This window comes from Arthrobacter sp. NA-172 (assembly GCF_043952055.1).
In the GTDB taxonomy this organism is placed as follows: Bacteria; Actinomycetota; Actinomycetes; order Actinomycetales; family Micrococcaceae; genus Arthrobacter.
Window position 1 is genome coordinate 2,388,728 of the sequence record NZ_JBINOT010000001.1, and the last position, 24,919, is coordinate 2,413,646.

20 protein-coding genes, 2 tRNA genes and 4 pseudogenes are annotated in these 24,919 nt (G+C 61.0%); 14 read left to right on the forward strand and 12 right to left on the reverse strand.

Annotation, left to right across the window (positions count from 1 at the left end; all coding sequences use genetic code 11):
* Positions 1-469: 469 nt before the first annotated feature.
* The 8 genes and pseudogenes from ACF0H6_RS11795 to rpmH form a co-directional block, all read right to left on the reverse strand.
* The gene (locus ACF0H6_RS11795) at positions 470-1,720 is read right to left on the reverse strand and encodes a ParB/RepB/Spo0J family partition protein (RefSeq protein ID WP_395249753.1); all 1,251 of its coding nucleotides are present in this window, start codon (positions 1,718-1,720) and stop codon (positions 470-472) included.
* 66 nt (positions 1,721-1,786) lie between these two features.
* Positions 1,787-2,842 (reverse strand): ParA family protein, encoded by a 1,056-nt coding sequence (locus ACF0H6_RS11800; RefSeq protein WP_395249754.1) that lies wholly within the window; start codon positions 2,840-2,842, stop codon positions 1,787-1,789.
* 86 nt (positions 2,843-2,928) lie between these two features.
* Positions 2,929-3,579 carry a 16S rRNA (guanine(527)-N(7))-methyltransferase RsmG gene (gene rsmG, locus ACF0H6_RS11805; protein ID WP_395249755.1) on the reverse strand — a complete coding sequence of 217 codons (651 nt, stop codon included), beginning with the start codon at positions 3,577-3,579 and terminating at the stop codon, positions 2,929-2,931.
* 6 nt (positions 3,580-3,585) lie between these two features.
* The gene (locus tag ACF0H6_RS11810; protein WP_395249756.1) at positions 3,586-4,164 is read right to left on the reverse strand and encodes a protein jag; all 579 of its coding nucleotides are present in this window, start codon (positions 4,162-4,164) and stop codon (positions 3,586-3,588) included.
* A pseudogene (gene yidC / locus ACF0H6_RS11815) lies at positions 4,164-5,125 on the reverse strand (membrane protein insertase YidC). Before yidC ends, ACF0H6_RS11810 begins: the two are co-directional and overlap by 1 nt.
* Before the next feature lie 17 nt (positions 5,126-5,142).
* Positions 5,143-5,529 (reverse strand): membrane protein insertion efficiency factor YidD, encoded by a 387-nt coding sequence (yidD, locus tag ACF0H6_RS11820; protein ID WP_395249942.1) that lies wholly within the window; start codon positions 5,527-5,529, stop codon positions 5,143-5,145.
* A 1-nt stretch (position 5,530) separates the two neighbouring features.
* Positions 5,531-5,938 carry a ribonuclease P protein component gene (gene rnpA / locus ACF0H6_RS11825; RefSeq protein ID WP_395249757.1) on the reverse strand — a complete coding sequence of 136 codons (408 nt, stop codon included), beginning with the start codon at positions 5,936-5,938 and terminating at the stop codon, positions 5,531-5,533.
* A 40-nt stretch (positions 5,939-5,978) separates the two neighbouring features.
* Complete coding sequence (gene rpmH / locus ACF0H6_RS11830; protein ID WP_011776797.1) at positions 5,979-6,116, reverse strand: 50S ribosomal protein L34; 138 nt, start codon at positions 6,114-6,116, stop codon at positions 5,979-5,981.
* A 469-nt stretch (positions 6,117-6,585) separates the two neighbouring features.
* Here rpmH and dnaA point away from each other — a divergent pair, with 469 nt between their 5' ends.
* From dnaA to ACF0H6_RS11890, 12 genes and pseudogenes are all read left to right on the forward strand, one after another.
* Complete coding sequence (dnaA, locus tag ACF0H6_RS11835; protein ID WP_395249758.1) at positions 6,586-8,007, forward strand: chromosomal replication initiator protein DnaA; 1,422 nt, start codon at positions 6,586-6,588, stop codon at positions 8,005-8,007.
* 536 nt (positions 8,008-8,543) lie between these two features.
* Entirely contained in the window at positions 8,544-9,668 is a 1,125-nt protein-coding gene (gene dnaN, locus ACF0H6_RS11840; protein WP_395249759.1) for a DNA polymerase III subunit beta, read from the forward strand.
* Positions 9,669-9,740: 72 nt separating this feature from the next.
* Positions 9,741-10,661 (forward strand): phosphogluconate dehydrogenase (NAD(+)-dependent, decarboxylating), encoded by a 921-nt coding sequence (gene gnd / locus ACF0H6_RS11845; protein WP_395249943.1) that lies wholly within the window; start codon positions 9,741-9,743, stop codon positions 10,659-10,661.
* Positions 10,662-10,684: 23 nt separating this feature from the next.
* Positions 10,685-11,879: pseudogene (recF, locus tag ACF0H6_RS11850) on the forward strand (DNA replication/repair protein RecF).
* The gene (locus tag ACF0H6_RS11855; protein WP_395249760.1) at positions 11,866-12,420 is read left to right on the forward strand and encodes a DUF721 domain-containing protein; all 555 of its coding nucleotides are present in this window, start codon (positions 11,866-11,868) and stop codon (positions 12,418-12,420) included. Before recF ends, ACF0H6_RS11855 begins: the two are co-directional and overlap by 14 nt.
* A 396-nt stretch (positions 12,421-12,816) precedes the next feature.
* Positions 12,817-14,892, forward strand: coding sequence for a DNA topoisomerase (ATP-hydrolyzing) subunit B (gene gyrB, locus ACF0H6_RS11860; RefSeq protein WP_395249761.1), 2,076 nt, complete (start codon positions 12,817-12,819; stop codon positions 14,890-14,892).
* A 63-nt stretch (positions 14,893-14,955) separates the two neighbouring features.
* Positions 14,956-17,696 (forward strand): annotated as a pseudogene (gene gyrA, locus ACF0H6_RS11865) (DNA gyrase subunit A).
* Positions 17,693-18,381 (forward strand): annotated as a pseudogene (locus tag ACF0H6_RS11870) (DUF3566 domain-containing protein). The pseudogenes gyrA and ACF0H6_RS11870 overlap by 4 nt, the downstream one beginning before the upstream one ends.
* A gap of 113 nt (positions 18,382-18,494) precedes the next feature.
* Positions 18,495-18,567, forward strand: a tRNA-Ile gene (locus tag ACF0H6_RS11875).
* Between the two features lie 58 nt (positions 18,568-18,625).
* Positions 18,626-18,742: a DLW-39 family protein gene (locus ACF0H6_RS11880; protein WP_395249762.1), complete on the forward strand. Its 117-nt coding sequence runs from the start codon at positions 18,626-18,628 to the stop codon at positions 18,740-18,742.
* Between the two features lie 72 nt (positions 18,743-18,814).
* A tRNA-Ala gene (locus ACF0H6_RS11885) sits at positions 18,815-18,890 on the forward strand.
* A gap of 67 nt (positions 18,891-18,957) precedes the next feature.
* Positions 18,958-19,866, forward strand: a complete 909-nt coding sequence (locus tag ACF0H6_RS11890; protein WP_395249763.1) for a DMT family transporter — start codon at positions 18,958-18,960, stop codon at positions 19,864-19,866.
* A 32-nt stretch (positions 19,867-19,898) separates the two neighbouring features.
* On the opposite strand, the gene ACF0H6_RS11895 is transcribed toward ACF0H6_RS11890, so the two are convergent.
* The gene (locus tag ACF0H6_RS11895) at positions 19,899-20,783 is read right to left on the reverse strand and encodes a glycosyltransferase (protein ID WP_395249764.1); all 885 of its coding nucleotides are present in this window, start codon (positions 20,781-20,783) and stop codon (positions 19,899-19,901) included.
* Between the two features lie 122 nt (positions 20,784-20,905).
* The gene (locus tag ACF0H6_RS11900; protein ID WP_395249765.1) at positions 20,906-21,904 is read right to left on the reverse strand and encodes a hypothetical protein; all 999 of its coding nucleotides are present in this window, start codon (positions 21,902-21,904) and stop codon (positions 20,906-20,908) included.
* A 153-nt stretch (positions 21,905-22,057) separates the two neighbouring features.
* On the opposite strand from ACF0H6_RS11900, the gene ACF0H6_RS11905 reads away from it, so the two are divergent.
* Complete coding sequence (locus ACF0H6_RS11905) at positions 22,058-22,600, forward strand: peptidylprolyl isomerase (protein WP_395249766.1); 543 nt, start codon at positions 22,058-22,060, stop codon at positions 22,598-22,600.
* A gap of 21 nt (positions 22,601-22,621) precedes the next feature.
* Complete coding sequence (locus ACF0H6_RS11910) at positions 22,622-23,491, forward strand: rhomboid family intramembrane serine protease (RefSeq protein WP_395249767.1); 870 nt, start codon at positions 22,622-22,624, stop codon at positions 23,489-23,491.
* Positions 23,492-23,498: 7 nt separating this feature from the next.
* Here ACF0H6_RS11910 and ACF0H6_RS11915 read toward each other — a convergent pair whose 3' ends face one another.
* Both ACF0H6_RS11915 and ACF0H6_RS11920 read right to left on the reverse strand, forming a co-directional pair.
* Positions 23,499-23,969: an SRPBCC family protein gene (locus ACF0H6_RS11915; protein ID WP_395249768.1), complete on the reverse strand. Its 471-nt coding sequence runs from the start codon at positions 23,967-23,969 to the stop codon at positions 23,499-23,501.
* The gene (locus tag ACF0H6_RS11920) at positions 23,966-24,364 is read right to left on the reverse strand and encodes an ArsR/SmtB family transcription factor (RefSeq protein ID WP_395249769.1); all 399 of its coding nucleotides are present in this window, start codon (positions 24,362-24,364) and stop codon (positions 23,966-23,968) included. The genes ACF0H6_RS11915 and ACF0H6_RS11920 overlap by 4 nt, the downstream gene beginning before the upstream one ends.
* Positions 24,365-24,919: the final 555 nt, after the last annotated feature.

Below are 24,919 nucleotides of genomic sequence, written 5' to 3' on the forward strand. Positions count from 1 at the left end.
CCGTTCGATCCTTTGCGCCCCGCATTCCCGCATTCCCGCATTGTTTCACGTGAAACACCGGACCGTCCTTCCGCGTAGTTTGGTGGCTCGGCCAAAAAGTTCATCCGCCTTGGATCGGGCCATCTGCCAAGTTCTCCCACTCACAAAGGGGGAACGCGATACAGCACCCATCGAATAAGTCTCGTGGCGATCTGAATGAAGCTGGTAGCCATCGGCCCCGGCTCGTAAGACAGCTATACGCCCAGGAGGTTGCCTGATCCACATTCCGGGACCAAAACCCTGACAGTCCATCTTCTGACAGTCTGCCGGCGAACCATTCGCTTCGGAACTCCATAGGCGCGCACCTATATTGACGTAGGAAACCCTCAGCGCACCAACGGGAAGCCAGGTCAACAACCGGATCAGCTGGTTAAAAGGAAATGGGGACTGCTTCCTCAGAAGCAGTCCCCATATCGAAGAGATCGAGCGTCTACTCGTCGGCTCCCGGAGACAACACATCCATGATCCGGTTTAGATCCTCAACGCTTGCAAACTCAATGCTTACCCGGCCTTTGCGTGCACCCAAGGTGATCTTCACACTGGTGTCCAAGCGATCCGACAGGGACGAGGCAAGGTAGTCCAGGCGCTCGTGGCGTGCGTTGGGGCGCGGGATGCTGTTTTTGGGCGGCACCGTGGGATCTTGGTACAGCGCCACGGCTTCTTCGGTAGCCCGCACCGACATTCCCTCTGCAACGATCTTCTGGGCCAGACGCTCCATCGCGGCCGCGTCCGGCAGCGCAAGCAAAGCACGCGCATGACCAGCGGACAGCACACTGGCTGCAACGCGGCGCTGGACCAAGGGCGGAAGTTTCAGGAGACGAAGGGTGTTCGACACCTGCGGACGTGACCGTCCAATCCGATCAGCAAGCTGTTCGTGCGTGGTACCGAAGTCCTCCAACAACTGCTGGTATGCAGCTGCCTCTTCCAAGGGGTTCAGCTGACTCCGGTGAAGGTTTTCCAACAAAGCATCGCGCAGGAGATCATCGTCATTGGTGTCACGGACAATCGCCGGGATAGTTTCGAGGCCGGCGGCCTGCACTGCCCTCCAGCGACGCTCACCCATCACCAGTTCGTACGGTTCTCCACCCTTTTCGGTTGAGGTACGTACAATAATTGGCTGGAGGACGCCGATTTCCCTGACAGAGTGAACCAGCTCCGCCATGTCGTCCTCATCGAAGACGCTACGCGGCTGCTTACGGTTCGGATGTATGTCGCCGACGGGGATTTCCGCGAAGCGGGCACCCGGGACCTCAACTAGTTCGACCCCAGCCGGCTCCGCGGGAACGGCTTCAGAAACGTCGTCTCCTGAAGCGTCGGCAGAAGCCGGTCCTGCGGCACCCGACCGTGTAACAGCCGGAGACTTAGATCCAGCAGCCTTCGCCTGAGCCGGACCCGACGCAGGTTTCGCAGCGGCGACACCCTTTGTCGCCGGGGACTTCGCAGCACGGGTCTCCGCCGCCGTCGAACCCTTGGTCGAAGAGCCGCGCGAAGGAGAGCTCTTCGCTACCTCGGTCTCAGGTACCTCCGGGCTCTCCACCGTCTCGGCTGCTTTGCGAGCTTCGGGGAAAAAGAGGTCCACTGGGCGGGCCGCCGGAGCGCCACTGCCCGATGCGCCGGCTGAAGCGGAGCTGGGAATGAGAGCCCCAAGACCCCTACCCAGGCCTCGTCGCTTTTCGCTCATTAGTATGTCCCTCCGGTGGAATGGCAAGAATGAAGCCATCAAGGATGTTGCAGTGATTCAGAAAGTCTAGCGCTCAGCGATTTCCGCGGCGGCTTCCATGTAGGACAACGCGCCGCTGGATGAGGGATCGTAAGTCATCACCGTCTGCTGGTAACTCGGCGCCTCTGAGATTCGCACGGATCGTGGAACCACGGCACTGAGAACCTGTTCAGGGAAATGCTGGCGAACTTCCGAAGCCACCTGTGCGGCCAGATTGGTGCGTCCGTCATACATGGTCAGCAGGATGGTGGAAACTACCAGATCAGCATTGAGGTGCTTCTGGATCATTTCGATGTTCTTGAGGAGCTGGCTGAGGCCTTCCAAGGCGTAGTACTCGCACTGAATAGGAATGAGTACTTCACTGGCTGCGCAGAAGGCGTTGACGGTCAGCAAGCCCAGGCTGGGCGGGCAGTCGATGAAGATGAAGTCCAGACGCCCTTCACCGTTCTTCGCGCGTTCCTTCGCATAGACGTCGATTGCTCGGCGCAGGCGCTGTTCACGGGCAACCAAGGAAACCAACTCGATTTCAGCACCGGCCAGGTGGATGGTGGCGGGGGCGCAGATGAGATTGGGAATGTCAGGGCAAGGAGCCACCACGTCGCGCAGGGGAAGGTCATTGATCAGCACATCGTAAATGCTGTCCACATCGGCATGGTGCTCAATGCCAAGAGCCGTGGAAGCATTGCCCTGGGGATCAATGTCGATCACCAGAACATTCAGTCCGGCGGAGGCCAAAGCGGCAGCAATGTTGACGGTCGTCGTAGTCTTTCCTACGCCGCCCTTTTGATTGGATACAGTGAAAATACGGGTCTTCTCCGGCTTGGGAAGCTCCCGCCCAATCAGCCGTTCCCGGCGTCGGGTCTCGTTCGCAAGCTGACGGGCGATCGGGCTGGAATCGTCCATGGAGTCCATGACGTTATCGTTTCCGACAACCAAAGTTTCACGTGAAACAGCGGCATTCGCAACCGAATTCGTGCGCATCAATGCGGACTCAAACGACGCCGAGGGTGCAGCCATTGCCCGCGCGGACCCCAGGGAAATAAACGGCGGGATCCGCTGCGTGGAGGTTTCGCTACTGCCCACTGTCACACTCTCACTCTCATTCGGCTCTAGCTGCCGTTCTCTAGCTTAACCGCTCAGTTGGGGACACGCGGGACACAGCGCCGAAGCTAAGTGATCTTACGCTGTTTGTTGACGACGATCCTCACCACTGTGGTGGGTTCCTCCAAAAGTTCCTGTCCACAAACCACAACAGCTGTTTCCACCCCGCCGAGCTTGCGGATGACCTTTGCTGCCTGCTCGATCTCTTCGGCAGCGCTGCGGCCCTTGATCGCCACCACTTCACCCTTGCCGTTAAGCAGCGGAATTGTCAGTCCGGCCAGCTTGGACAAAGCCGAAACCGCCCTCGCCGTCACCACATCGGCGTCGACCATTCCCACAGCCAGCTCCGCCCGGGTACGCATAACCGTAACGTTACTCAGCTCGAGATCATCCACAACTTCCTGGAGCCAAATGACCCGGCGTTCGAGTGGTTCGATCAGCGTGAGTTCAAGGTCGGGACGTGCAATCGCCAAGCACAAGCCGGGAAGCCCTGCACCGGAACCAACATCAGCGACGTGGCTTCCGTGGGCAATTGCCGACTCGATGACGGCGCAATTGAGGACGTGCCGGCTCCACAGGCGGGGAACCTCGCGGGGGCCGATCAGCCCACGCTCGGTTCCCGACGTCGCCAAGTGTTCTACGTACCGCTGGGCCAGCCCCAGACGGTCGCCAAAGATCTTTTCTGCCGCCTGAAGTTCGGCTGCCGTAATTTCAACCATGATCCGTTAGTCGGCCGAAACAACAATGTGGCGGCCGGCAGCTTCACCCTCGGACTCCGATACAAAGCCGAGGTCAGCAACTGCGTCGTGCACGATCTTGCGTTCGTAGGCACTCATCGGCGCAAGTGCTACAGAAGCACCGGTTTCCTTGACCTTGGCCACGGCGTCTTCCGCAATCTGCTGCAGATCACCCGCGCGTTCCTTGCGGTAACCGTTGATGTCCAGCACCAAGCGCGAGCGGTTCTCGGTGGCAGACAGGACCGACAGGCGAGCGAGTTCCTGAAGCGCTTCGAGCACTTCTCCGTCGCGGCCTACCAAACTCTCGAGACCCTCGGCGTCGTCTTCGGCCGCGATGGAGATGTAAGTACGGCCATTGCGGATCTCAATGTCGATGTCGCCGTCGATGTCGGCAATGTCCAGGAGTTCCTCGAGGTAGTCTGCAGCGACGTCGCCCTCTTCTTCGAGGCGGCTTGCGGAAGAGCTCTTTCCGGTGGACTCGCCCTCAGCGTGAGTTTCTTCCGTGGCCTCTGCCAGTTCCTCGGTGACGCCAGCGGCCGTTGCCTCTTCGGTGCTTTCAACAGACATTACTTCTTCTTCCTGTTCTTACGTTGTGGCTGGATGCGCTGTGCCTTGAGTTCGACGGCGGCCACTTCAGCAGCGACCTCGACGTCCTTCTTAGCGCCCAGGAGGGGGTGGGCCGGAAGGCCCCTGGCGGCGCGACGCTCAGCAAGTGCCTTCGCTGCGGGGGATCCGGGGGTGGGCATGCGGCGGATGACAAAGAACTGCTGACCCATGGTCCACAGGTTGGTGGTGGTCCAGTAGATGAGCACACCGATCGGGAAGTTGATGCCACCCACACCGAACACGAGCGGCAGGATGTAAAGCATCATCTTCTGCTGGCGCATGAACGGGCTGGCCATGGCCTCTTCGGACATGTTCTTGGCCATGATCTGCTTCTGCGTGATGAACTGCGACGCCGTCATGGCCAGGATCATCACAATGGAGAGTATCCACACAACCGTCTGGTCGCCGCCACCACCGTGAAGCAGAGACGCGGAAAGCGGAGCGCCAAAGATGCTGGATTCGTCAAACTGCACCACCTGCTCATGGCTCAGGGCTCCAATACCCTGGCCTGCGGGCCTGGGTAATACCGGAAAGCACCTGGAACAGCGCGAAGAAGAACGGCATCTGGATCAGCATGGGCAAGCAGGCCGAGAACGGGTTGGTGCCGTGCTTCTTGTACAGCGCCATCTGTTCCTGCGCCATCGCCTGGCGGGAGAGCTGGTCAGTCTTGCCCTTGTACTTCGCCTGCATCTTCTTCAGGTCAGGTTGAAGGAGCTGCATCCCACGCTGTGCCTTGATCTGCTTGACGAACACAGGGATCAGGGCAGCTCGGATCACCAGCACCAGGCCGATGATGGAAAGCGTCCAGTGCCCAGCCGTTCTCCGGCGGCAGGCCAATGAAGCTCAGCCCGTCGTGGAACCCCAGCATGATGGCGGAGACTAGCCACTTGAAGGGGGCCAGAATTGTTCCAAAGATGTCCATACGTCTTCCCTATTTCCTCAGGCCGCTGTGCGGCCGTCTTCATCAGACCGCATACCCAGGAACAGGTCCGGGTTGTTCAGTACAACAATTGTGGGCGTCTGGCCTTCGGGCCAGTGGCGATGTCCGGCGGGGACATGGTCCACGCCGCCGGCGTTCCAGGGGTGGCAACGCGCGAGGCGCCGCGCTGCGAGCCAGCTTCCTTTGACGGCACCGTGTACCGTCACCGCTTCAAGGGCATAAGCCGAGCAGGAGGGAAAGAACCGGCACACCTGGCCGTACAAGGGAGAAATAATTCTGCGATACGTCTTCAGCAAGATGATGAGGACGTTGCGCGGCAGCTCCCACAGAAATCTTCCGAGGATCTTCGGAGAGGCTCTCAAGAAGCGGACGACGGCGGAGCTCAGCTCATGCACGCGGTGTCCCTTCCGTTGTGGTGCCCTGCGTGGGCGAAACAACCCGCGGAGAGGATCCGCCGAGCCGTTTCGTGGTCGCCGCCAAGGCGGCGTCGTAATCCGTCAGCAGCTGGTCCCAGCTCGCAGTCGCGGCCGCGGGCAACGCCCGGACAACAACAGCAAGACCCGTGCCATGCCTTTTCAAGGACAAAGCACCTGCTTCTCTCAGTCTCCTCTTAACGAGGTTCCTCGTCACAGCGTTCCCGACAGCTTTGGAAACAATAAAGCCGATACGGCTCGGTTCCCCGGCATCAATAGATGCCGTATATAACACTAAGTTCCGGCGTCCATTGCGGACGCCGGAACGTACAGTTGTTGAAAAGTCGGTTGAAGTCCGTAGACGGTTACGGGTGGCTAGCACCTATTGACTCGCTTGGGAGGCTGACCGACGAGTCAGTTATTTAGGCCGACAGTTCGACGCGGCCCTTGCCACGACGGGCGGCCAAGATGGCGCGGCCGGCACGGGTGCGCATACGAAGGCGGAAGCCGTGCTTCTTGGCCCGACGGCGGTTATTCGGCTGAAAAGTCCGCTTGCTCACGTTAGTTACTCCAGTGGATCAAAGGTGCGCCCACCCGATCAAAAAGGGGAAGAACTGGCCGACGCTAAGTTTATTTGTGCATCCGCCGCCGCCCAACGCCGGATATACCGGAAGTGCGGGTGGTCAAAAAGCGGACACATAGGACTTCACAACGTTAGGGCAAAAAGACCCCTCAGGTCAAACCGAGAGCCGTCCGGCCCGCTATCCCCAACTGTGGCTAAGTACCCCTGGCAGTCTGTGGATGAAGTGGCTCACAGACCCCCTTTCGGAACCACAACGGTGTAATTATCCACAAGCATGTTCCCAGCTATCTTCTGGGGTTTCCATCCCCTAGAGTGTCCCAGTAGCCGATTATCCACGGACTGTGCATAACCCTGTGGATTCGGTTCGGAATCCACGCCCTTTTGATCGGCCACGGACCTTCGGCTGCCGCAATCCAGGCAAGCAAGCACCCGAGGGAACCAATTTGATGACGGTAGACGACGCCAACCACGCCAACACGGTCGGAAGTTCCTGGCGGCGGGTGCTGAGCCTGCTGGAACAGGACGATCGCGTCACACCCCGGCAACGTGGTTTCGTTGTCCTCGCCCAGGCCCAAGGCCTGATCGGCTCCACCCTGTTGGTAGCGGTACCCAACGAGCTGACCCGCGAGGTTCTCCAGACACAGGTCAAGGACGCCCTCGACGATGCCCTCCGCAACGTCTTCTCAGACGACATCCGGTGCGCGATCGACGTCGACACGGATCTGGTGCCCATCCACGAAGAGCCGGCCCCCGCCGTCGAACTCTCCGCCGTGAATGACCTGGCCGTGGAACTGAAGCCGCAGCCCACTCCGCCAAGTACCTCCCACGAATTCGGCCGGCTGAACCCGAAGTACGTGTTTGATACGTTCGTGATCGGTTCCTCCAACCGCTTCGCCCACGCTGCCGCCGTCGCGGTCGCTGAAGCACCGGCCAAGGCCTACAACCCGCTGTTCATCTACGGTGACTCCGGACTCGGCAAGACGCACCTGCTGCACGCGATCGGCCACTATGCCCGCCGGCTCTACAGCGGCATCCGGGTCCGCTACGTGAATTCCGAAGAGTTCACCAACGACTTCATCAACTCCATCCGCGACGACGAAGGTGCCAGTTTCAAGACCACCTACCGCAACGTCGACGTGCTCCTGATTGATGACATCCAGTTCCTTGCGGGCAAGGACCGGACGCTGGAGGAGTTCTTCCACACCTTCAACGCCCTGCACAACAACAACAAGCAGGTTGTCATCACCTCCGACCTGCCGCCCAAGCAACTGGCGGGCTTCGAAGACCGCATGAAGTCACGTTTCGAGTGGGGCCTGCTGACGGATATCCAGCCGCCGGAACTGGAAACCCGCATTGCCATCCTCCGCAAGAAGGCACAGAGCGAGGGATTGTCTGCGCCTGACGATGCGTTGGAATACATCGCTTCCAAGATTTCCAGCAACATCCGCGAACTCGAAGGCGCGCTGATTCGCGTTACCGCGTTCGCCAGCCTGAACCGCCAGGGGGTTGATGTGGCTCTCGCTGAAATGGTCCTGAAGGACTTGATCACCGACGACGGCGCCCAGGAGATCACGGCGGACCAGATCCTGAAGCAGACGGCCGAGTACTTCAAGCTCAGCATGGAAGAACTCTGCAGCAAGTCCCGCACGCGTACCTTGGTGACCGCTCGTCAGATCGCCATGTACCTCTGCCGCGAACTCACGGACATGTCCCTGCCCAAGATCGGCCAGGAGCTTGGCGGCCGCGATCACACCACTGTGATCCACGCGGACCGCAAGATCCGCGAACTGATGGCCGAACGCCGTGTGATCTACAACCAAGTGACAGAGCTGACCAACCGCATCAAACAGCAGCAGCGCGATTCCTAAGACGTCTTCAGCGGCCCACTACATACCTTATTAACAGGTACATGTGGATAAGCCTGTGGATACTTAAGGGGACAAGCACGGTTAATGGGCTTAAAGCCCTTAAGGCTTCTGTGGATCGTTAAAAACGGCCCTGGGGGTTATCCACGTCCACACCCTGTTTAAAACCCCTGTCACCCACACTTCGTGAACAGGGGTTAAGCGCGGAACGGCGGGTCCAGAGGCGGTTATCCACAGTTTCCACAGGGGTTATTAACACTACTAATCCCAAAAAAATGAATTCCCTCAAATAACAATCTCCTTCCGCCCACCCGCCGACGCAGCCCAAGGCTGCTCTGAACCACAAGCCAGCAGGCTGGGGATGGGTTAATGCCCAGAGTTCCGGCTAAGCTGTCTGCATCGCGTCCATCCTTGGCGCAGCTTTGTAGTTCGCACACTGCGGACCATGCAGCTGACGGGTTCCGGGCGCTGATTTTCGGAACTCCTGGGGGAGATTCCGGTGGAACACTGGCAGCAGCAATGAAAGGCGGCACCCTTCCGTGAAGTTCAGAGTCGAGCGGGATGTCCTGGCAGAAGCCGTTACATGGACAGCCCGGTCGTTGTCTCCGCGGCCGCCTGTCCCGGTCCTTTCAGGTCTCTTGCTCAAGGCGGAAGCCGGAACCGTGAGTCTCTCGAGCTTTGACTACGAGACCTCAGCGCGTCTTGAAATTCCAGCTGACATCACCACCGAAGGAACCATTCTGGTTTCCGGGCGCCTCTTGGCCGATATCTGCCGCAGCCTGCCCTCGGCGCCCGTCGAAATCGAAACGGATGGCAGCAAGGTCACCCTCACATGCCGTCGAAGCAGCTTCCACCTCGCCACCATGCCGGAATCCGAATACCCGCCGCTTCCCGCACTTCCCACCATCAGCGGAACCTTGCCGGGCGACGCTTTCGCCCAGGCTGTCTCCCAGGTCATCATCGCGGCCAGCAAGGATGACACCTTGCCGATCCTCACCGGTGTCCGGATGGAGATCGAGGATGAATTGATCACCCTCCTCGCCACGGACCGTTACCGTCTCGCCATGCGCGAAGTACCGTGGAAGCCGGTCACTCCGGGAATTTCCACGAGTGCCCTGGTGAAATCCAAGACCCTGAACGAAGTAGCCAAGACGCTCGGTGGCAGCGGCGACATCCATCTCGCCCTCGCCGATGACGACAGCCGCCTGATTGGCTTCGAAAGCGGCGGGCGCACCACCACGTCCCTGCTGGTGGATGGTGACTATCCCAAAATCCGTTCGCTGTTCCCGGATTCCACCCCCATCCACGCAACGGTCCAAACGCAGGAGCTTGTTGAAGCCGTTCGCCGCGTGTCCTTGGTCGCCGAACGAAACACTCCGGTCCGCCTGGCGTTCACGCAAGGCCAGCTGAACCTTGACGCCGGCACCGGCGAAGATGCCCAGGCATCCGAGGAACTTGAAGCCCAGCTCAGCGGCGAAGACATCACGGTAGCTTTCAACCCGCACTACCTGGTGGAAGGGCTGAGCGTTATCGAAACCAAGTTCGTGCGCTTCTCCTTCACCACAGCACCCAAGCCGGCCATGATCACTGCCCAGGTTGATGCCGACGGCGACGACAAGGGCGACTACCGCTACCTCGTGATGCCCGTCCGCCTCCCGAACTAATCCCCACCGCCACCCTCGCCTCGCAAGCTCGGCCAGGGAACCCTGGCGGCGTGGGCCCAAGCAGTGTTGTCAATACCAAAACCACCAACGCAGAAGAGAGTTCACACCGTGCACATCGGACTGATCGGCCTTGGAAAAATGGGTTTCAACATGCGCGAACGCATGCGGAACGGCGGAATCGAGGTCACTGGCTTTGACCGCAATCCAGACGTCGCCGACGTCGCCTCCATCGATGAACTGATTGCGGCCCTTCCGACGCCCCGCCTGGTCTGGGTCATGGTTCCGTCCGGCGACATCACCGAAGCCGTGATCAGCGAACTTGGCGAGAAGCTCTCTGCCGGCGACATGGTGATCGACGGCGGCAACTCTCGTTTCACCGAAGACCAGAAGCACGCCGCTTTCTTGGCTTCCAAGGACATCCGCTTTGCCGATTGCGGCGTTTCCGGTGGCGTCTGGGGACTGAAAAACGGTTACGGACTCATGGCGGGCGGCGCGGATGAAGATATCGAACTTGCCATGCCGATATTCGATGCACTCCGCCCCGAAGGAGAACGTGCCGACAGCTTCGTCCATGTTGGCGGAGTCGGTGCGGGCCACTACGCCAAGATGGTGCACAACGGGATCGAATATGGCTTGATGCAGGCTTACGCCGAAGGCTACGAACTGCTCGCGGCCAAGGACATCATCAAGGACCTTCCCGGCACCTTCCGTGCTTGGCAAAAAGGCACGGTTGTCCGCTCCTGGCTGTTGGACCTCATGGTCAAAGCCTTGGACGAAGACCCGGGCCTGGCCTCCATCGGGGACTACGTCGAGGACTCCGGCGAAGGCCGCTGGACCGTTGAAGAAGCCATTGCCAACGCGATCCCCGCGCCGGCAATCACCGCTGCGCTCTTCGCCCGATTTTCCTCCCGCGAGGACAGCTCGCCGGCCATGAAGATGGTTTCGGCACTGCGCAATCAGTTCGGCGGGCACGCCACCCGTCCGGCCAACTAGGCCCCGGGCTTCCAGCAGGACGCGTGTACCTCGAACATCTTTCGCTCACAGATTTCCGCAGTTACGCGCAGGTTGACCTTAAACTCGGCGCCGGCGTTACTGTCCTGGTGGGATCCAATGGCATCGGCAAGACGAACCTCATGGAAGCCATCGGATATCTGGCTACCTTGAGCTCGCACCGGGTCAGCACGGATGCGCCGCTTTTGCGCTTCGGCACCGAGCGCGCGCTGATCCGGGCGAAGCTGGTCCGCGGCGAACAGTCAACGGTGGTCGAACTGGAAATCAATGCCGGCCGTGCCAACCGTGGCCGGATCAACCGCGGCAATCCGGTGCGTGCCCGCGACATCCTGGGCATTTGCCAGACCGTGCTCTTCGCCCCCGAAGACCTCGCCCTGGTCAAGGGAGATCCGTCCAACCGGCGGCGGTTCCTGGACGAACTGCTTGTCAGCCTCATGCCGGTGCACGCGGCAACGCGCAACGACTACGACCGCGTGCTCAAGCAACGCAACGCCCTCCTGAAATCGGCTCGCACCGGAAAATTCAGCTCCGGCCATGAAGCAACCCTCGATGTGTGGGACCAGCACATGGCCCGGGCCGGCGCAGAACTCCTGCACGCGCGCCTGGAACTCGTCGAACGGCTCCGCCCCCACCTCAAAAGTGCCTACGCGCAGCTGACGGATGGCTCCAAGGAGGCCGGCGCGGTCTACCGCTCCACCCTCCAAGGTGTATTGGACGACGACGGCGGTCCAGCCGAGCGCGCCGACGATGGTGCGGACGGGGTTGAGGACCTCCGCTCGCTTTCCGTGGAACAGCTCACTGAACGCTACGTCCAGGCATTCGCAGCCTCGCGCCGCAAGGAGCTGGAACGCGGGATTTCCTTGGTGGGTCCGCACCGCGACGAACTGGAGTTGGTGTTGGGCCAGGCGCCGGCCAAGGGCTATGCCTCCCATGGCGAAAGCCTGGTCCATGTGCCTCTCGCTACGCCTGGCCTCGTACTATGTCATGCTCGATGACACCCGCACCGGTGGTTCCGCTCCGATCCTCATTCTCGACGATGTGTTTGCCGAACTGGACGTGCAGCGCAGGCGTAAACTAGCTGCAATCGTTGCTGGTGCCGAACAAGTGCTGGTGACAGCCGCCGTCGACGCCGACATTCCCGAAGAACTGGCCGGGCGGCGCGTGAAGGTTGTGCCCGGAGGCATTGATGGAGAAGGATAGCCCCGGCGGACGTCAGCCGGGCAGGGACCCTGATGAGATTGACGCTGCCCAATCGGCGTTGAACAGGATGCGCGAAGCCGCCGCCGCACGGGGTGAAATTCGCCGGTCCGCGCCACGTACGGGTACCGCGCCGAAACGAACAGGCGTCCGCGATACCCGCGGATTCAGCCAATTCCACGGAACCGGGCGGGATCCGCTGGGACTCGGGAAGGTGGTGGGCAGGCTCGTGGCCGAACGCGGGTGGACTTCTCCTGTGGCGGTCGGTTCCGTCATGGCGGAATGGGATGCCTTGGTGGGACCCGAGATTTCTGCGCATTGCACCCCGGAGAGCTTTACCGACACCACGCTCCATGTCCGTTGTGATTCCACCGCCTGGGCAACCCAGCTACGGCTCCTCAGTACCAGCCTCCTGGACATGTTCCGGAGGGAACTCGGCGACGGTGTGGTGACGTCCATCCACGTACTTGCACCCACCGCGCCGAACTGGCGAAAGGGTGGCCGCAGCGTCAATGGACGGGGCCCCCGGGATACCTACGGGTAACTTCCCGGCAGCCCGCTTGAGGTGATTTCCTGAACGGCGCACAGGGGCGAGAAACCTCCCCGGACCGCATAGCTCCCTAGAGGGTGCTCTATTGGCAGCTTGCAGATGGGGCCAGCGGCCTCTCATCGCTATTTTCCTTAGCATCTGGGCCCGTTTTTGCAAGGAACAGCGCATAGTCACGATAGAATCGGCTTAGACAACTGGGCGCCGGTGAACGTTGATTGGCTCCGCTGAACAGCTTTTGTGGAAGCGGATCCGCCAATCTCGATGTAGCCGGCGTTAGCAGTGACGTCCCTGTTGGCGGCTGCCGTATCCCTGTGGTGTGTCCTGATGGGCGTGCTTCCGTGGTGCGGTGACGGCCGGCGACCATCGAGTACAGAGGAGTCGACAGCGCCTGTGGCTAACGACAATGCAGAGACCTTGGCAGTAGAGCCCGCGAACGCGAATGCCCACAAGCCTGACACACCCGCCGAGGCCAGGGAATACGGCGCAAGCGACATCACGGTTCTTGAGGGTCTCGAAGCGGTGCGCAAGCGGCCCGGCATGTACATCGGATCCACAGGTCCGCGCGGACTCCACCACTTGGTGTACGAAGTGGTGGATAACTCGGTAGATGAGGCACTCGCCGGGTACTGCACCCACATTGAAGTGACCCTCCAGGCCGACGGCGGCGTCAAGGTTGTGGACGACGGCCGTGGCATTCCGGTGGACATGCACCCCACAGAGAAGAAGCCCACCGTTGAAGTCGTCATGACCATCCTGCACGCAGGCGGAAAGTTCGGCGGCGGCGGCTACGCGGTGTCCGGTGGACTCCACGGTGTGGGTATTTCCGTGGTCAACGCGCTTTCGCGCCGGGTCGACACCGAGGTGCGGCGCCAAGGCCATGTCTGGCGCATGACGTTCGCCGACGGCGGCAAGCCACAGGGCGGACTCGTCATGGGCGAGGCCACGGACCAGACCGGAACGTCCCAGACGTTCTACCCCGACGGCACCATTTTCGAATCGACTGTTTTCGACTTCGAAACCCTCCGTGCCCGTTTCCAGCAGATGGCCTTCCTCAACAAAGGCCTGCGGATCACCCTCACGGACGAGCGTCCTGTGGCGCAGCCAGGCGACGACGATCTGGATCTTGATGCCGTTGCCACCGAAGGCGAAGTCGCGGCAGAGCACCGCACTGTGGTCTACCAGTACAACGATGGCCTGCTCGACTACGTCAAGCACCTGAATTCGAACAAGAAGGTGGACATCGTCCACGAGGACGTCATCGCCTTCGAGACCGAAGACACGGAGCGGCACATCTCCGTCGAGGTCGCCATGCAGTGGACCACGGCCTATTCCGAGAGTGTCCACACCTACGCGAACACCATCAACACGCACGAGGGCGGCACCCACGAGGAAGGCTTCCGCGCTGCGATGACGTCGCTCATCAACCGCTACGCGCGCGAGAAGACCATCATCAAGGAAAAAGAGGACAACCTCACGGGTGACGACATCAGGGAGGGCCTCACAGCCGTCATCTCGGTGAAGTTGTCCGAACCGCAGTTCGAAGGCCAGACCAAGACGAAACTGGGCAACTCCGAGGTTAAGGGCTTCGTGCAGCGCGTCGTCACCGACCAGCTCGGCGATTGGCTGGAACGCAATCCCGGCCCGGCCCGCGACGTCATCCGCAAGGCCGTCCAGGCTGCCCAAGCCCGCATGGCTGCCCGCAAGGCACGCGACAATGCGCGCCGCAAGAGCCCTCTGGAATCTTTCGGCATGCCGGGCAAGTTGTCGGACTGCTCCTCCAAGGACCCCTCGCGCTGCGAGGTCTACCTGGTGGAGGGTGACTCGGCAGGCGGTTCGGCGAAGCGCGGCCGCAACCCGGAAACCCAGGCCATCCTGCCGCTGCGTGGCAAGATCCTGAACGTTGAGCGGGCCCGCCTGGACAAGGCACTCGGCAACAACGAGGTCCAGTCCATGATCACGGCGTTCGGCACGGGCATCGGCGAGGACTTCGATATCTCCAAGCTGCGGTACCACAAGATCGTGCTCATGGCCGATGCCGACGTGGATGGCCAGCACATCACCACGCTGCTCATGACGTTGCTGTTCCGCTACATGCGTCCGCTGATCGAGAACGGCTATGTCTACCTCGCCCAGCCCCCGCTGTACCGCATCAAGTGGTCGAATGCTGCACACGACTATGTGTACAGCGACCGCGAACGTGACGAAACCATCACTAAAGGCGCAGCAATGAACAAGCGGCTGCCCAAAGACAACGGCATCCAGCGCTACAAGGGTCTGGGTGAGATGGACTACACCGAGTTGTGGGACACCACCATGGATCCGGACCGCCGCACGCTGTTGCAGGTCACCATGGATGACGCACTCGCAGCCGACCAGACCTTCTCCGTGCTGATGGGCGAGGACGTGGAATCGCGCAGGAACTTCATTCAGCAGAACGCCAAGGATGTCAGATTCCTGGATATCTAGGAGCCGCAGGGCTCTCCTGAATATTCCCTATCTGACATATACCTGAAACGGAAAACATAGACTATGAGTGACGAAACACCCGAGGTGCCTGTTGAGCCGGCCGGCGACGCTGAAACCGTTCTTGAGGGCGATGTGCTGACCGATCGCGTCGAGCAGGTAGACCTGCAGACAGAAATGCAGCGCTCCTACCTGGACTACGCGATGGCCGTCATTGTCGGCCGTGCACTTCCCGATGTCCGCGATGGCCTGAAGCCGGTTCACCGCCGCGTGCTGTACGCAATGTTCGACGGCGGCTACCGCCCGGATCGTTCGTTCAACAAGTGCGCGCGCGTTGTGGGCGACGTGATGGGTACTTATCACCCGCACGGCGACATGGCGATCTACGATGCGCTGGTCCGCCTCATCCAAGACTGGACCATGCGCTACCCGTTGGCCTTGGGCCAAGGTAACTTCGGTTCACCCGGCAACGACGGCGCAGCAGCTCCGCGATACACGGAAACCAAGATGGCCCAGCTGGCCATGGAAATGGTCCGTGACATCGACGAAGAGACCGTCGACTTCCAGGACAACTACGACGGCAAGAACCAGGAACCCACCATCCTGCCGGCGCGTTTCCCGAACCTGCTGGTCAATGGGTCCTCAGGCATCGCCGTCGGCATGGCCACCAACATCCCGCCGCACAACCTCCGGGAAGTCGCCGAAGGCGTGCAGTGGGCACTGGACAATCCGACGGCCACCCGCGAGGAGCTTCTCGAAGCGCTCCTCCTGCGCATCAAGGGCCCGGATTTCCCCACCGGGGCTACGATCCTTGGCCACAAGGGCATCGAGGATGCATACCGCACTGGCCGTGGATCCGTCACGATGCGGGCCGTGGTCAACGTGGAGGAGCTTCAGGGCCGCACCTGCTTGGTAGTCACCGAATTGCCGTACCAGGCCAACCCGGACAACCTGGCCATCAAGATCGCCGAGCTTGTCAAGGACGGCAAGATCCAGGGCATCGCGGACCTTCGCGACGAAACCTCCGGCCGTACCGGCCAGCGCCTGGTGATCGTCCTCAAGAGGGACGCCGTGGCGAAGGTTGTGCTGAACAACCTCTACAAGCACACACAGCTGCAGGACAATTTCTCCGCAAACATGCTGGCGATCGTCGACGGCGTGCCGCGCACCTTGAGCCTGGATGCCTTTATCCGGCACTGGGTGGCGCACCAGATGGATGTCATTGCACGCCGCACGCGGTACCGCCTGCGCAAAGCCGAGGAAGAGGCGCATATCCTTCGCGCACTTCTCAAAGCGCTGGACATGCTGGACGAGGTCATCGCGCTCATCCGGGCATCCAACACCACTGAAGCTGCACGCGATGGCTTGATGGGGCTGCTCGAGATCGATGAGCTCCAGGCCCGCGCCATCCTCGACATGCAGCTCCGCCGCCTGGCCGCGTTGGAACGGCAGAAAATCCAGGACAGGCACTCCGAACTGGAAGTCATGATCGCCGAATTCAACGCGATCCTGGCCTCCGAGCAGCGCCAGCGCGACATCATCAGCCAGGAACTGGCTGAGATCGTCGCCAAGCACGGAGATGACCGTCGGACCCACATTTTGATGGGGTTCGACGGCGACATGTCCATGGAGGACCTCATCCCCGAGGAAGAAGTGGTGGTCACGATCACCCGCGGCGGGTACGTCAAGCGCACCCGCAGCGACAGCTACCGTTCGCAGCAGCGCGGCGGCAAGGGCGTCAAGGGTGCCCAACTGCGCGGCGACGATGTCGTGGAGCACTTCTTCGTCACCACGACGCACCACTGGTTGCTGTTCTTCACCAACCTGGGCGTGTGTACCGCGCCAAGGCATACGAACTTGCCGAGGCCGGCCGTGACGCCAAGGGCCAGCACGTAGCAAACCTGCTGGCCTTCCAGCCGGACGAGCACATCGCCCAGGTCTTGACCTTCGCGACTACCAGCAAGCCCCGTACCTGGTGCTCGCCACCAAGAACGGGCTCGTCAAGAAGACGCGCTTGGAAGACTACGACACCAACCGCACGGCCGGCGTCATCGCCATCAACCTTCGGGATGAGGACGAGCTCGTCTCGGCACAGCTGGTGTCCGAGACCGACGATCTCCTCCTCGTTTCGCGCAAGGGCCAGTCGATCCGTTTCACGGCCACCGACGAGGCACTGCGTCCCATGGGGCGCGCCACCTCGGGCGTGACCGGCATGAAGTTCCGCGAAGATGACGAACTCCTCGCGGCCGACGTCGTCCAGGACCGGCTCGTTCGTGTTCGTGGTGACCGAAGGCGGCTACGCCAAGCGCACCGCCGTCGAGGAATACCGGCTCCAGGGCCGCGGCGGCCTTGGCATCAAGGTGGCCAAGCTGGCAGAGGAGCGCGGCGACCTCGTCGGCGCGCTCATCGTCAACGAAGAAGATGAAGTCCTGGTGGTCATGGAGGGTGGCAAGATTGTCCGCTCCGCGGTAGCCGGCGTGCCCGCCAAGGGCCGCGACACCATGGGCGTCATTTTCGCGAAGCCGGACAAGAACGACCGGATCATCGAAGTTGCCCGTAACAGCGAACGTGGCCTCGAAGGCGAAGAAGTCGATGACGAAAATGACGATGGCGCTGATAACGCCTCAACCGTCAATAGCGGCGAAAATCCCGTCGGAGGCCCGTCCGAGGCGGCCGATGACGTAACGTTGGCTGCAAACCGCGGCGTCGATGAGGCGACCGCAACGGCCGCAGCGGGATCGGCCGCGGGATCCGACAATGGGTCCGGCGTCGAGCTGAACGAAGACAACACCGGAGGTAGCGAGTGAGCAACTCGGACTCATATCCCAAGCCGAACACGGGTGTGCCTGGAGGATTCCGGCAGCCGTCGGCCACTCCGCGGGTAGACGCACCGGCCCGGCCGCAGCAGCGTCCAGCTGCATCGGCCTCGAGCGCCGCAGGACCAGGTGCGGAAAGGGCACCGGGCCAGCGCCCGGCAGGCCAGCGCCCGGCTGCGCCTGGTCAGCGTCCCGTCGGAGCGCAGCGCCCTGCAGGCCAACGTCCCGCGGTTCCCGGCCAGCGGCCGGTCCAGGGCAGCAGCGTTCGGCGCAAGGGACTCCGGGGCTTGTGAAGCCGGCACCGAAGGCGAAGGTGCGCCGCGCCCGCCTGTTGGTCAGCAAGGTGGATCCGTGGTCGGTGCTGAAGATGGCCTTCCTGTTGTCCGTTGCCTTGGGCATCGTGACGGTGATTGCCGCCATCGTTCTATGGACCGTCCTGGACCTTACCGGCATTTTCAACCAGGTGGACAGCCTCTTGGGCACCCTCGCAGGCTCGGAAAGCGGTGGCTTCGAACTCAAGAAGGTTGCATCGCTCGGGCAGGTGGCCTCCTTCGCCACCATCATTGCCGTGGTGAACGTTGTGCTGCTGACTGCCCTCTCCATGTTGAGCGCAGTGCTGTATAACATTTCGGCAACACTCGTGGGTGGCATCGGAGTGACCCTCACTGACGACTAGCCCAATCGGTCGGAAAATAGGGGAAACTGCTGGAAAACAGTGGTGAAAATACCTCGATTTGAGATCGGGCCGGGATGTGCTGTAAAGTCATGTCTCGGCCCGAAGAGGTATCGGGGCGTATAGCTCAGGCGGTTAGAGCGCTTCGCTGATAACGAAGAGGTCCCAGGTTAAGTCCTGGTACGCCCACGGAACCTGCACAGGTTTTGCTCAAAGGTTCAGGAAACTGATCCGGAACGGGGTGCATGTGAAGAAGTTGCTCATAGTTGCAGCTGCGATCGCAGGCGTCCTGCTCTACAAAAAAGTGCAGGCATCCGAAGCCCGGAAAACAGTCTGGAGCAAGGCAACCGACTCGGTTGACTAGCCAAGACGCCCGGCCTGAACATGGTAAAACCCATGGATGGAGCTGAGGTAGTATGGATGGGTTGCTTCTTATGGGGGCATGGCGCAATTGGTAGCGCACCTGCTTTGCAAGCAGGGGGTTCGGGGTTCGAGTCCCCGTGCCTCCACCATAAGAAAGAGTCCCGGTCAGAAATGACCGGGACTCTTTGCGTTAACTCATCCAACTAAGGTTGAAATGTGAACTTGATTGTTGCTGCTTTGGGCGTGCTCGGTGTGGCATCGTCAGGGCCCCTTATCGCAGGAACACTGGGCGCCACGTCCGTCACGGCGCTGGCTATCGCCTTCTGGCGCAACGCGATCGCCGCCGTCGTCATGGCATCCCCGGTCCTGATCCGCGAACCCCGGCAGTTCCGCAAGATCACGCGCTACGAATTTTCGTGGTCCGCTGTCGCGGCGGTAGCGCTGGCCTTCCACTTCGCCTGCTTCATCACGGCGCTTCAACTAACGTCGGTTGCCGCCGCAACCGCACTCGTTTGCCTGCAATCGGCGTGGATAGCCGTTTTCCAGCTCCTCCGCGGCACCAAGCACCGTTGGCCTGTGCTGGTGGGCCTGGGGATCGCACTGGGCGGCGTCGCGGCGATCACGGGCTTCGACATGGGAGCGTCCCCTAGAGCCCTCCTCGGTGATGTCCTGGCCCTCGCCGGAGGTGCGTTGGCCGGGCTGTACACCTTGGCTGGAGGCAAGGCGCGCCAAACCATGGGCATAGGAACGTACACGACGCTCTGTTATGGGATCTGCGCGGCCATTGTTGCCGCCTTGGCTCTCGTGGGCGGCCAGCCGCTTGTAGGGTTCGACGCCGGAGGCTGGCTGGGGATTGCGGCGATCACCGTATGCGCACAACTAGTAGGCCACACTGCCTTCAACCATCTCTTGGCCACCATGAGCCCGCTGCTGGTCTCGATGATCATCTTGCTGGAAATTCCGGGGGCAGCCCTTCTGGCCGCCGTGTTCCTGCACGAAACCTTGCCTGCAGGGACCTATGCGGGGCTCGCCCTCATCCTGGTGGGGCTCGCCGTCGTGGTCGCCGGCCAGCGGCGCGGCAGAGGCAACACTGAGGGCGCGATCGCCGAGCTCGGTACGGACTGACTGACCCGGGAAGCTGCTGTTCGTTTGTGGGGCTACTGGCCGCCGCGCCGGGCGCCTTGGCTCGAGTTGGCCGTATGGAAGGCGCGGAGTAGCTTCGCCGGGAAATAGACCGAGAAGAACACCACCATGGGGGCCTTAAGCGCCATTTTCTTCACGTTGTGGGCCTTGTAGGTTCGGTCGAAGCGGGAAACGTAGTAGCGGTAGTCGCGCGGTGAATCCTCAAGCCTGCGGGCAGACATACCGGACACCATCTGTGGCCAGTACTGCACCCTGAGATCGTGGTCCGCCAGATGCAGGGACAGATCAATGTCCTCATGCATCTCGTCCTTCTCGTCCAGGCAGGCTTCGTCCCGGATGGTTTCCCAGGCCGAGCGGCGAAGAGCCATGTTGGATCCAAAAAGGAAGTGGTATTGGTGCTTCGCGAGCCGAAGCATGAGCTGGCGCATTTTGTCGTCGGCTTTGAGCCCGAATCGACGCATGGGCATGTCGTAGTAAACAACCGGGCCCGTGGCGGCTTGAACTGAGGGATCCGCGAAGGCCTTTTGGACCTGTTCGACCCAGTCCGGCTCCAGGACCGAGTCGGCATCGATGCGGCCCAGGACCCCCGAGGTGGCGTTGTTCAGGCCAAAGTTGCGGGTGGGGATCAGTCCTTGCGACGTGTCCTGGCTCAGCAGGATGATGGGGCTCTCGGGGTATTCCTGTTGCATCTGCTGGACGATCTGCGCAGTCCGGTCCCCGGACATGTTGTCCACGACGATGATCTCGTCTGCGGGAACCGATTGGTAGATGGCCGCGATCAGGCATTGCCGGATGACGCTTTCCTCGTTGTACGCCGGGATGACGATTGAAACGCTCGGCTTCACGGGTGCGGCGGCTGCGTTAGTGACTGCATCTACGAAAGATCTATCGGCTAGCATCCCCATAAATCTAACATCAGGGCGGTGTTCCTTGAGGAAGCCTCCGGTGACAAGTGGCCAAACAATTGAAGGGATCCCGGCGAACCGGAATCCCTTCAACGTGGAGCAAATATGGCTCTGGCCTAGGCCTCGTGTTTGCCGGCTTCGTCGCTTGCTGCCTCGTCGCTTGCTGCCTCGTCCTTCGCGGCCTCGTCCTTGTGCAGGCTGGCAGCGATGTTCTTCACCGCAGTCTTGGCATCGGTTGTCGCCTTTGCTGCGGTGTCCGTGGCGTGCTCAACGACGTCTTTTGCCTTTTCCGCCGCAGTCTCGGCTGTGTCAGCAACGTTGACGGCAACGTCGTCAACCTTGTCCGATACCTTGGCCGCGGCGTCGTCCGCCTTGGAGGCAACCTTTTCTGCGGCCGCAGCGGCAGGAACGGGTGAAGGCGTTGTCACCGGGACCGGAGTCTTCCAAGGGTCCTCCACCGGACGGCTGGCCCTCCATGCGGCGACGCCGGCCGCGGCAGCTGCTGCCACCACCGTGAAGATGAGCAGGCCCCTCTTCTTGGGCTTCCGGGTCTTCGCAATCTCGTTCGAGACTGCCTTGGATGCTTCCTCCGCCGCGGCCTTCAGCTGAGCTCCAGTGGCCTGAGCCTGATCCTGGAGGTTATGCACCACTCCCGAGTCCACAAGCTTCTGGGCGACAGCATCGACCTGCGCGGGCGCGTTTTCAAGAACCTGGTGCACCACTACCGAAGCCTGCCCGAGCTGCTCGGAGAGCTTGGGAAGATAATCCTCGACGACCCTGTCCCGGGCGTGGCTGAGCGCCGGCGTCGCCTTGTTAAGGGCTTCCTGGATCTTGGGTGAGGCGTCCTCCACAGCGTCGTGGATCCGCGGAGCGAGGCTCGCCAAGCCTTCCTGGAGCTTCGGCGTGACGGTAGCGACGCCGTCGGCGAGGTTGTGCGCGGCCGACTTCAAGCCTTCCTGGAGCTTCGGCGATGCGGTGTCGATGCCGTGCTGGATGCGGGGAACCGCCCAGTTCACAGCTGCCTCGACGCGCGGTGCCGCCCAGTCCTTGGCATTCTCGACACGATCCCCAACGGTGTGCTCAAGTTCGCGGGCAATCCGGTCCGTTTTCTTCACAACTACCTCCCGATCAACATGCTCGTTTGTTGTTAGCCTACGTCGCTTGATCGGCACCGGCTATTCATCCAGCGGATTCATAGAAGATTTCACCGAGCGCGGAACCGCCTTCCTGGCCGCCTCGGCGTTGACCCTGCATGAAAGAATGGCGCTATGACCAACGCAACCGCAAAAGCAACTTTCCACACGAGCCTCGGCGATATCGTGGTTGACCTCTTCGGCAACCACGCGCCCAAGACGGTCGCTAACTTCGTTGGCCTGGCCACCGGCGAAAAGTCCTGGACGCACCCGGAGACCGGCGAAGACAAGACGGGGACCCCGCTGTACAACGGCACAATCTTCCACCGCATCATCAAAGACTTCATGATCCAGGGCGGCGATCCCCTCGGCCGCGGCGTCGGCGGACCGGGCTACAAGTTCGACGACGAGATCCACCCGGAACTGAACTTCAACGGTCCCTACAAGCTGGCCATGGCCAACGCCGGCGTCCAGATGGGCAAGGGCACCAACGGTTCCCAGTTCTTCATCACCACGGTCAACACTGACTGGCTTTTCGGCAAGCACTCCATCTTCGGTGAGGTTGTTGACGAAGATTCCAAGAAGGTTGTCGACGCCATCGAGGCTGTCCGCACCGGCATGGGCGACCGCCCCGTCGAAGACGTCGTCATCAACAGCATTGACATCGTCGAGCTCTGATTCCCGGAGCCTGAGCAGCATATGAGTTACGGAATCCCGGCGGCAGAGCCGTCCGCAGACATTCCGGTGTGCCCCAGGCACCCGGACAGGCCTTCCTATGTGCGGTGCCAGCGTTGTGGGCGTCCTGCATGCCCCGAATGCCAGCGGGCGGCCGCCGTCGGGTTCCAATGCATTGACTGCGTCAATGAACTAAAGCGTTCGACGCCGGCCGCGCGTTCTGCCCTTGGCGGCACTCTTTCGACCGGCCGGCCACTGGCGACGTACGTGCTTATTGGCCTGTGCGTCCTGGTGTACGCCCTGCAGTGGCTCATTCCCGGCAACGTGGTCGAGGATCAACTCTTCTTCGCATCCGGCTATGCCGCCCCCCAATACGGCGCCTTCGAACCGTGGCGGATGCTGACTTCAGCCTTTGTCCATTCACAGGGCTTTGTCCTGCACATCGTGCTCAACATGTACATGTTGTGGATCTTTGGCCAAGTGCTTGAGCCCGTTCTTGGCCGGCTTCGGTTCCTGGCCGTGTACGTGTTGTCAGCCATTGGCGGCTCTGTGGGCTTCATGCTGCTGACGCCTATCATGCCTGGAACCGCAGTCGAAGGCGCCTCCGGCGCCATTTTCGGCCTCTTTGGCGCGCTCTTGGTGATTCAAAGCCGCCGGGGCGGAGACACAAGGCAACTGTGGATCCTCATTGTCATCAATGGCGTCATCGGCTTCGTGGTCCCCGGCATTGCCTGGCAGGCCCATTTGGGTGGCGTTGTGACGGGCGCTTTGTGCGCAGCAGTCATCGTCTTCGCTCCGCGCGGACCGCGCCAAGCGTTGTTGCAGACTGCCGGCATGGCGCTGGTGGCCGGAATTCTGGTCCTGGCCACCGTCCTACGGGTGACGGCAGGCTAGCGGTCCCTTAACCGAGGATTTCCGCCAAGCGATCCATCGACTCCTTGATTCCTGCGTCCATACCGCTGGCTACAGCCATGTCCCGGGCCTCCACCGAGGGAAACACGGAGTGCTGCACCACGCGCGTGCGGCCCCCGAGATCCTCGAACCGGGTGGTATCCAAAGTCACTTGGCCCGGGGCACCATCGAACTCGAACGTCTGGATGATCCGCAATGGCTTCTGGACTTCGTGGAAGACCCCGCGGAAGCCGAATTCGTTGCCCTCGGGGTCCGCATGGATGTAGCGGTAGCTGCCGCCGGTCTGTGCGTCGTAGGACTCCAGGCGCATCTCCAAGCGACGCGGACCCAGCCACTTGACCACAAGGTCGGGATCGGTGAATGCCTGGAACACGCGATCCGGTGCGGCGTCGAAATCCCTGCTGGTATCGATGAACGGCGTACCTGCGACGACGTCGATGGTTGTTGTGTACGTGCTCATTTTTCCTTCTCCTCTTCCGGTTGGTCTTCTTCGGCCCGGTCGAAACCGGGTTCGCCGGCCAATAGTTCATCAAGCCGCGCGAAGCGCTCCTCGGCCTGTAGACGGTAGTTTTCAATCCACTCGGCCAAGGGACCCAGCGCCGTGGTATTCAGGTGGCAGGGCCGGCGCTGTGCTTCCCTGCTCCTGGTGATGAGCCCGGCCCCTTCCAGCACTTGCAAATGCTTCGAAATGGCTTGCAGGGTGACGGAGAAAGGCAGCGCGATCTCATTGACGGTTGCATCGCCTAGGGCCAATCGAGCCACTATCTTGCGGCGGACAGGATCGGCGAGGGCCATGAACGCCCGGTTGAGCTGGTCCTCAGGATCCAGCACCGCTGTTCTAACGATCTCCGGCATGTGTCTCCCCTGCCCGGCTCCGGTGGTGCGCACTTCGCAGCTAGCGCTGTACGCAAATGCCGCTGTACTCAAACATCATCTTTATTCAATTGAAAGGTTTATCAACCAATCGATTGAATACTTTTAGCTTAGATCCGCGGGTCGAGGACGTCAATAGCTCTGCCTAGTACGTTATCCACAGTGGTTATCCACAGTGTGTGTAACTTACACGCATGTAGTTTCCGCGAAAGTCCGCCCCCTGGGGCCGACTAACGAGGACAAAGGGTTCCTCTGGGCATTCACGTCCACAGCTGTGGATAACTTTCGCCCACAGTCCTGTGGTTATGTGGATAAGAAGCCCATAATTCGGCAGTGTGTGGACAACCTCACTGCTGACGGCGATCGGAGACTTGTTTCAACAGGGTTATCAACAATGTTAATAACTCACATCGTTGTAGTTCGCCATCTTTGACGGCCCGGAATACCCGTCATTCCGGGAGATTTCCACTTTCAAGCCAAGGTTTTCCCCACCTGTGGATAACTTGTGGGTACGGGCCTGTTGTTAAGTGTGTAACT

Bases quoted from the DNA above. Each gene is read 5' to 3' on its own strand.
- rsmG (WP_395249755.1), bottom strand. From the start codon at position 3,579: ATGGTTGAAATTACGGCAGCCGAACTTCAGGCGGCAGAAAAGATCTTT.
- ACF0H6_RS11795 (WP_395249753.1), bottom strand. From the start codon at position 1,720: ATGAGCGAAAAGCGACGAGGCCTGGGTAGGGGTCTTGGGGCTCTCATT.
- ACF0H6_RS11915 (WP_395249768.1), bottom strand. From the start codon at position 23,969: ATGAGCACGTACACAACAACCATCGACGTCGTCGCAGGTACGCCGTTC.
- ACF0H6_RS11810 (WP_395249756.1), bottom strand. From the start codon at position 4,164: ATGTCTGTTGAAAGCACCGAAGAGGCAACGGCCGCTGGCGTCACCGAG.
- ACF0H6_RS11855 (WP_395249760.1), top strand. From the start codon at position 11,866: ATGGAGAAGGATAGCCCCGGCGGACGTCAGCCGGGCAGGGACCCTGAT.
- ACF0H6_RS11910 (WP_395249767.1), top strand. From the start codon at position 22,622: ATGAGTTACGGAATCCCGGCGGCAGAGCCGTCCGCAGACATTCCGGTG.
- dnaA (WP_395249758.1), top strand. From the start codon at position 6,586: ATGACGGTAGACGACGCCAACCACGCCAACACGGTCGGAAGTTCCTGG.
- ACF0H6_RS11905 (WP_395249766.1), top strand. From the start codon at position 22,058: ATGACCAACGCAACCGCAAAAGCAACTTTCCACACGAGCCTCGGCGAT.
- ACF0H6_RS11920 (WP_395249769.1), bottom strand. From the start codon at position 24,364: ATGCCGGAGATCGTTAGAACAGCGGTGCTGGATCCTGAGGACCAGCTC.
- ACF0H6_RS11895 (WP_395249764.1), bottom strand. From the start codon at position 20,783: ATGCTAGCCGATAGATCTTTCGTAGATGCAGTCACTAACGCAGCCGCC.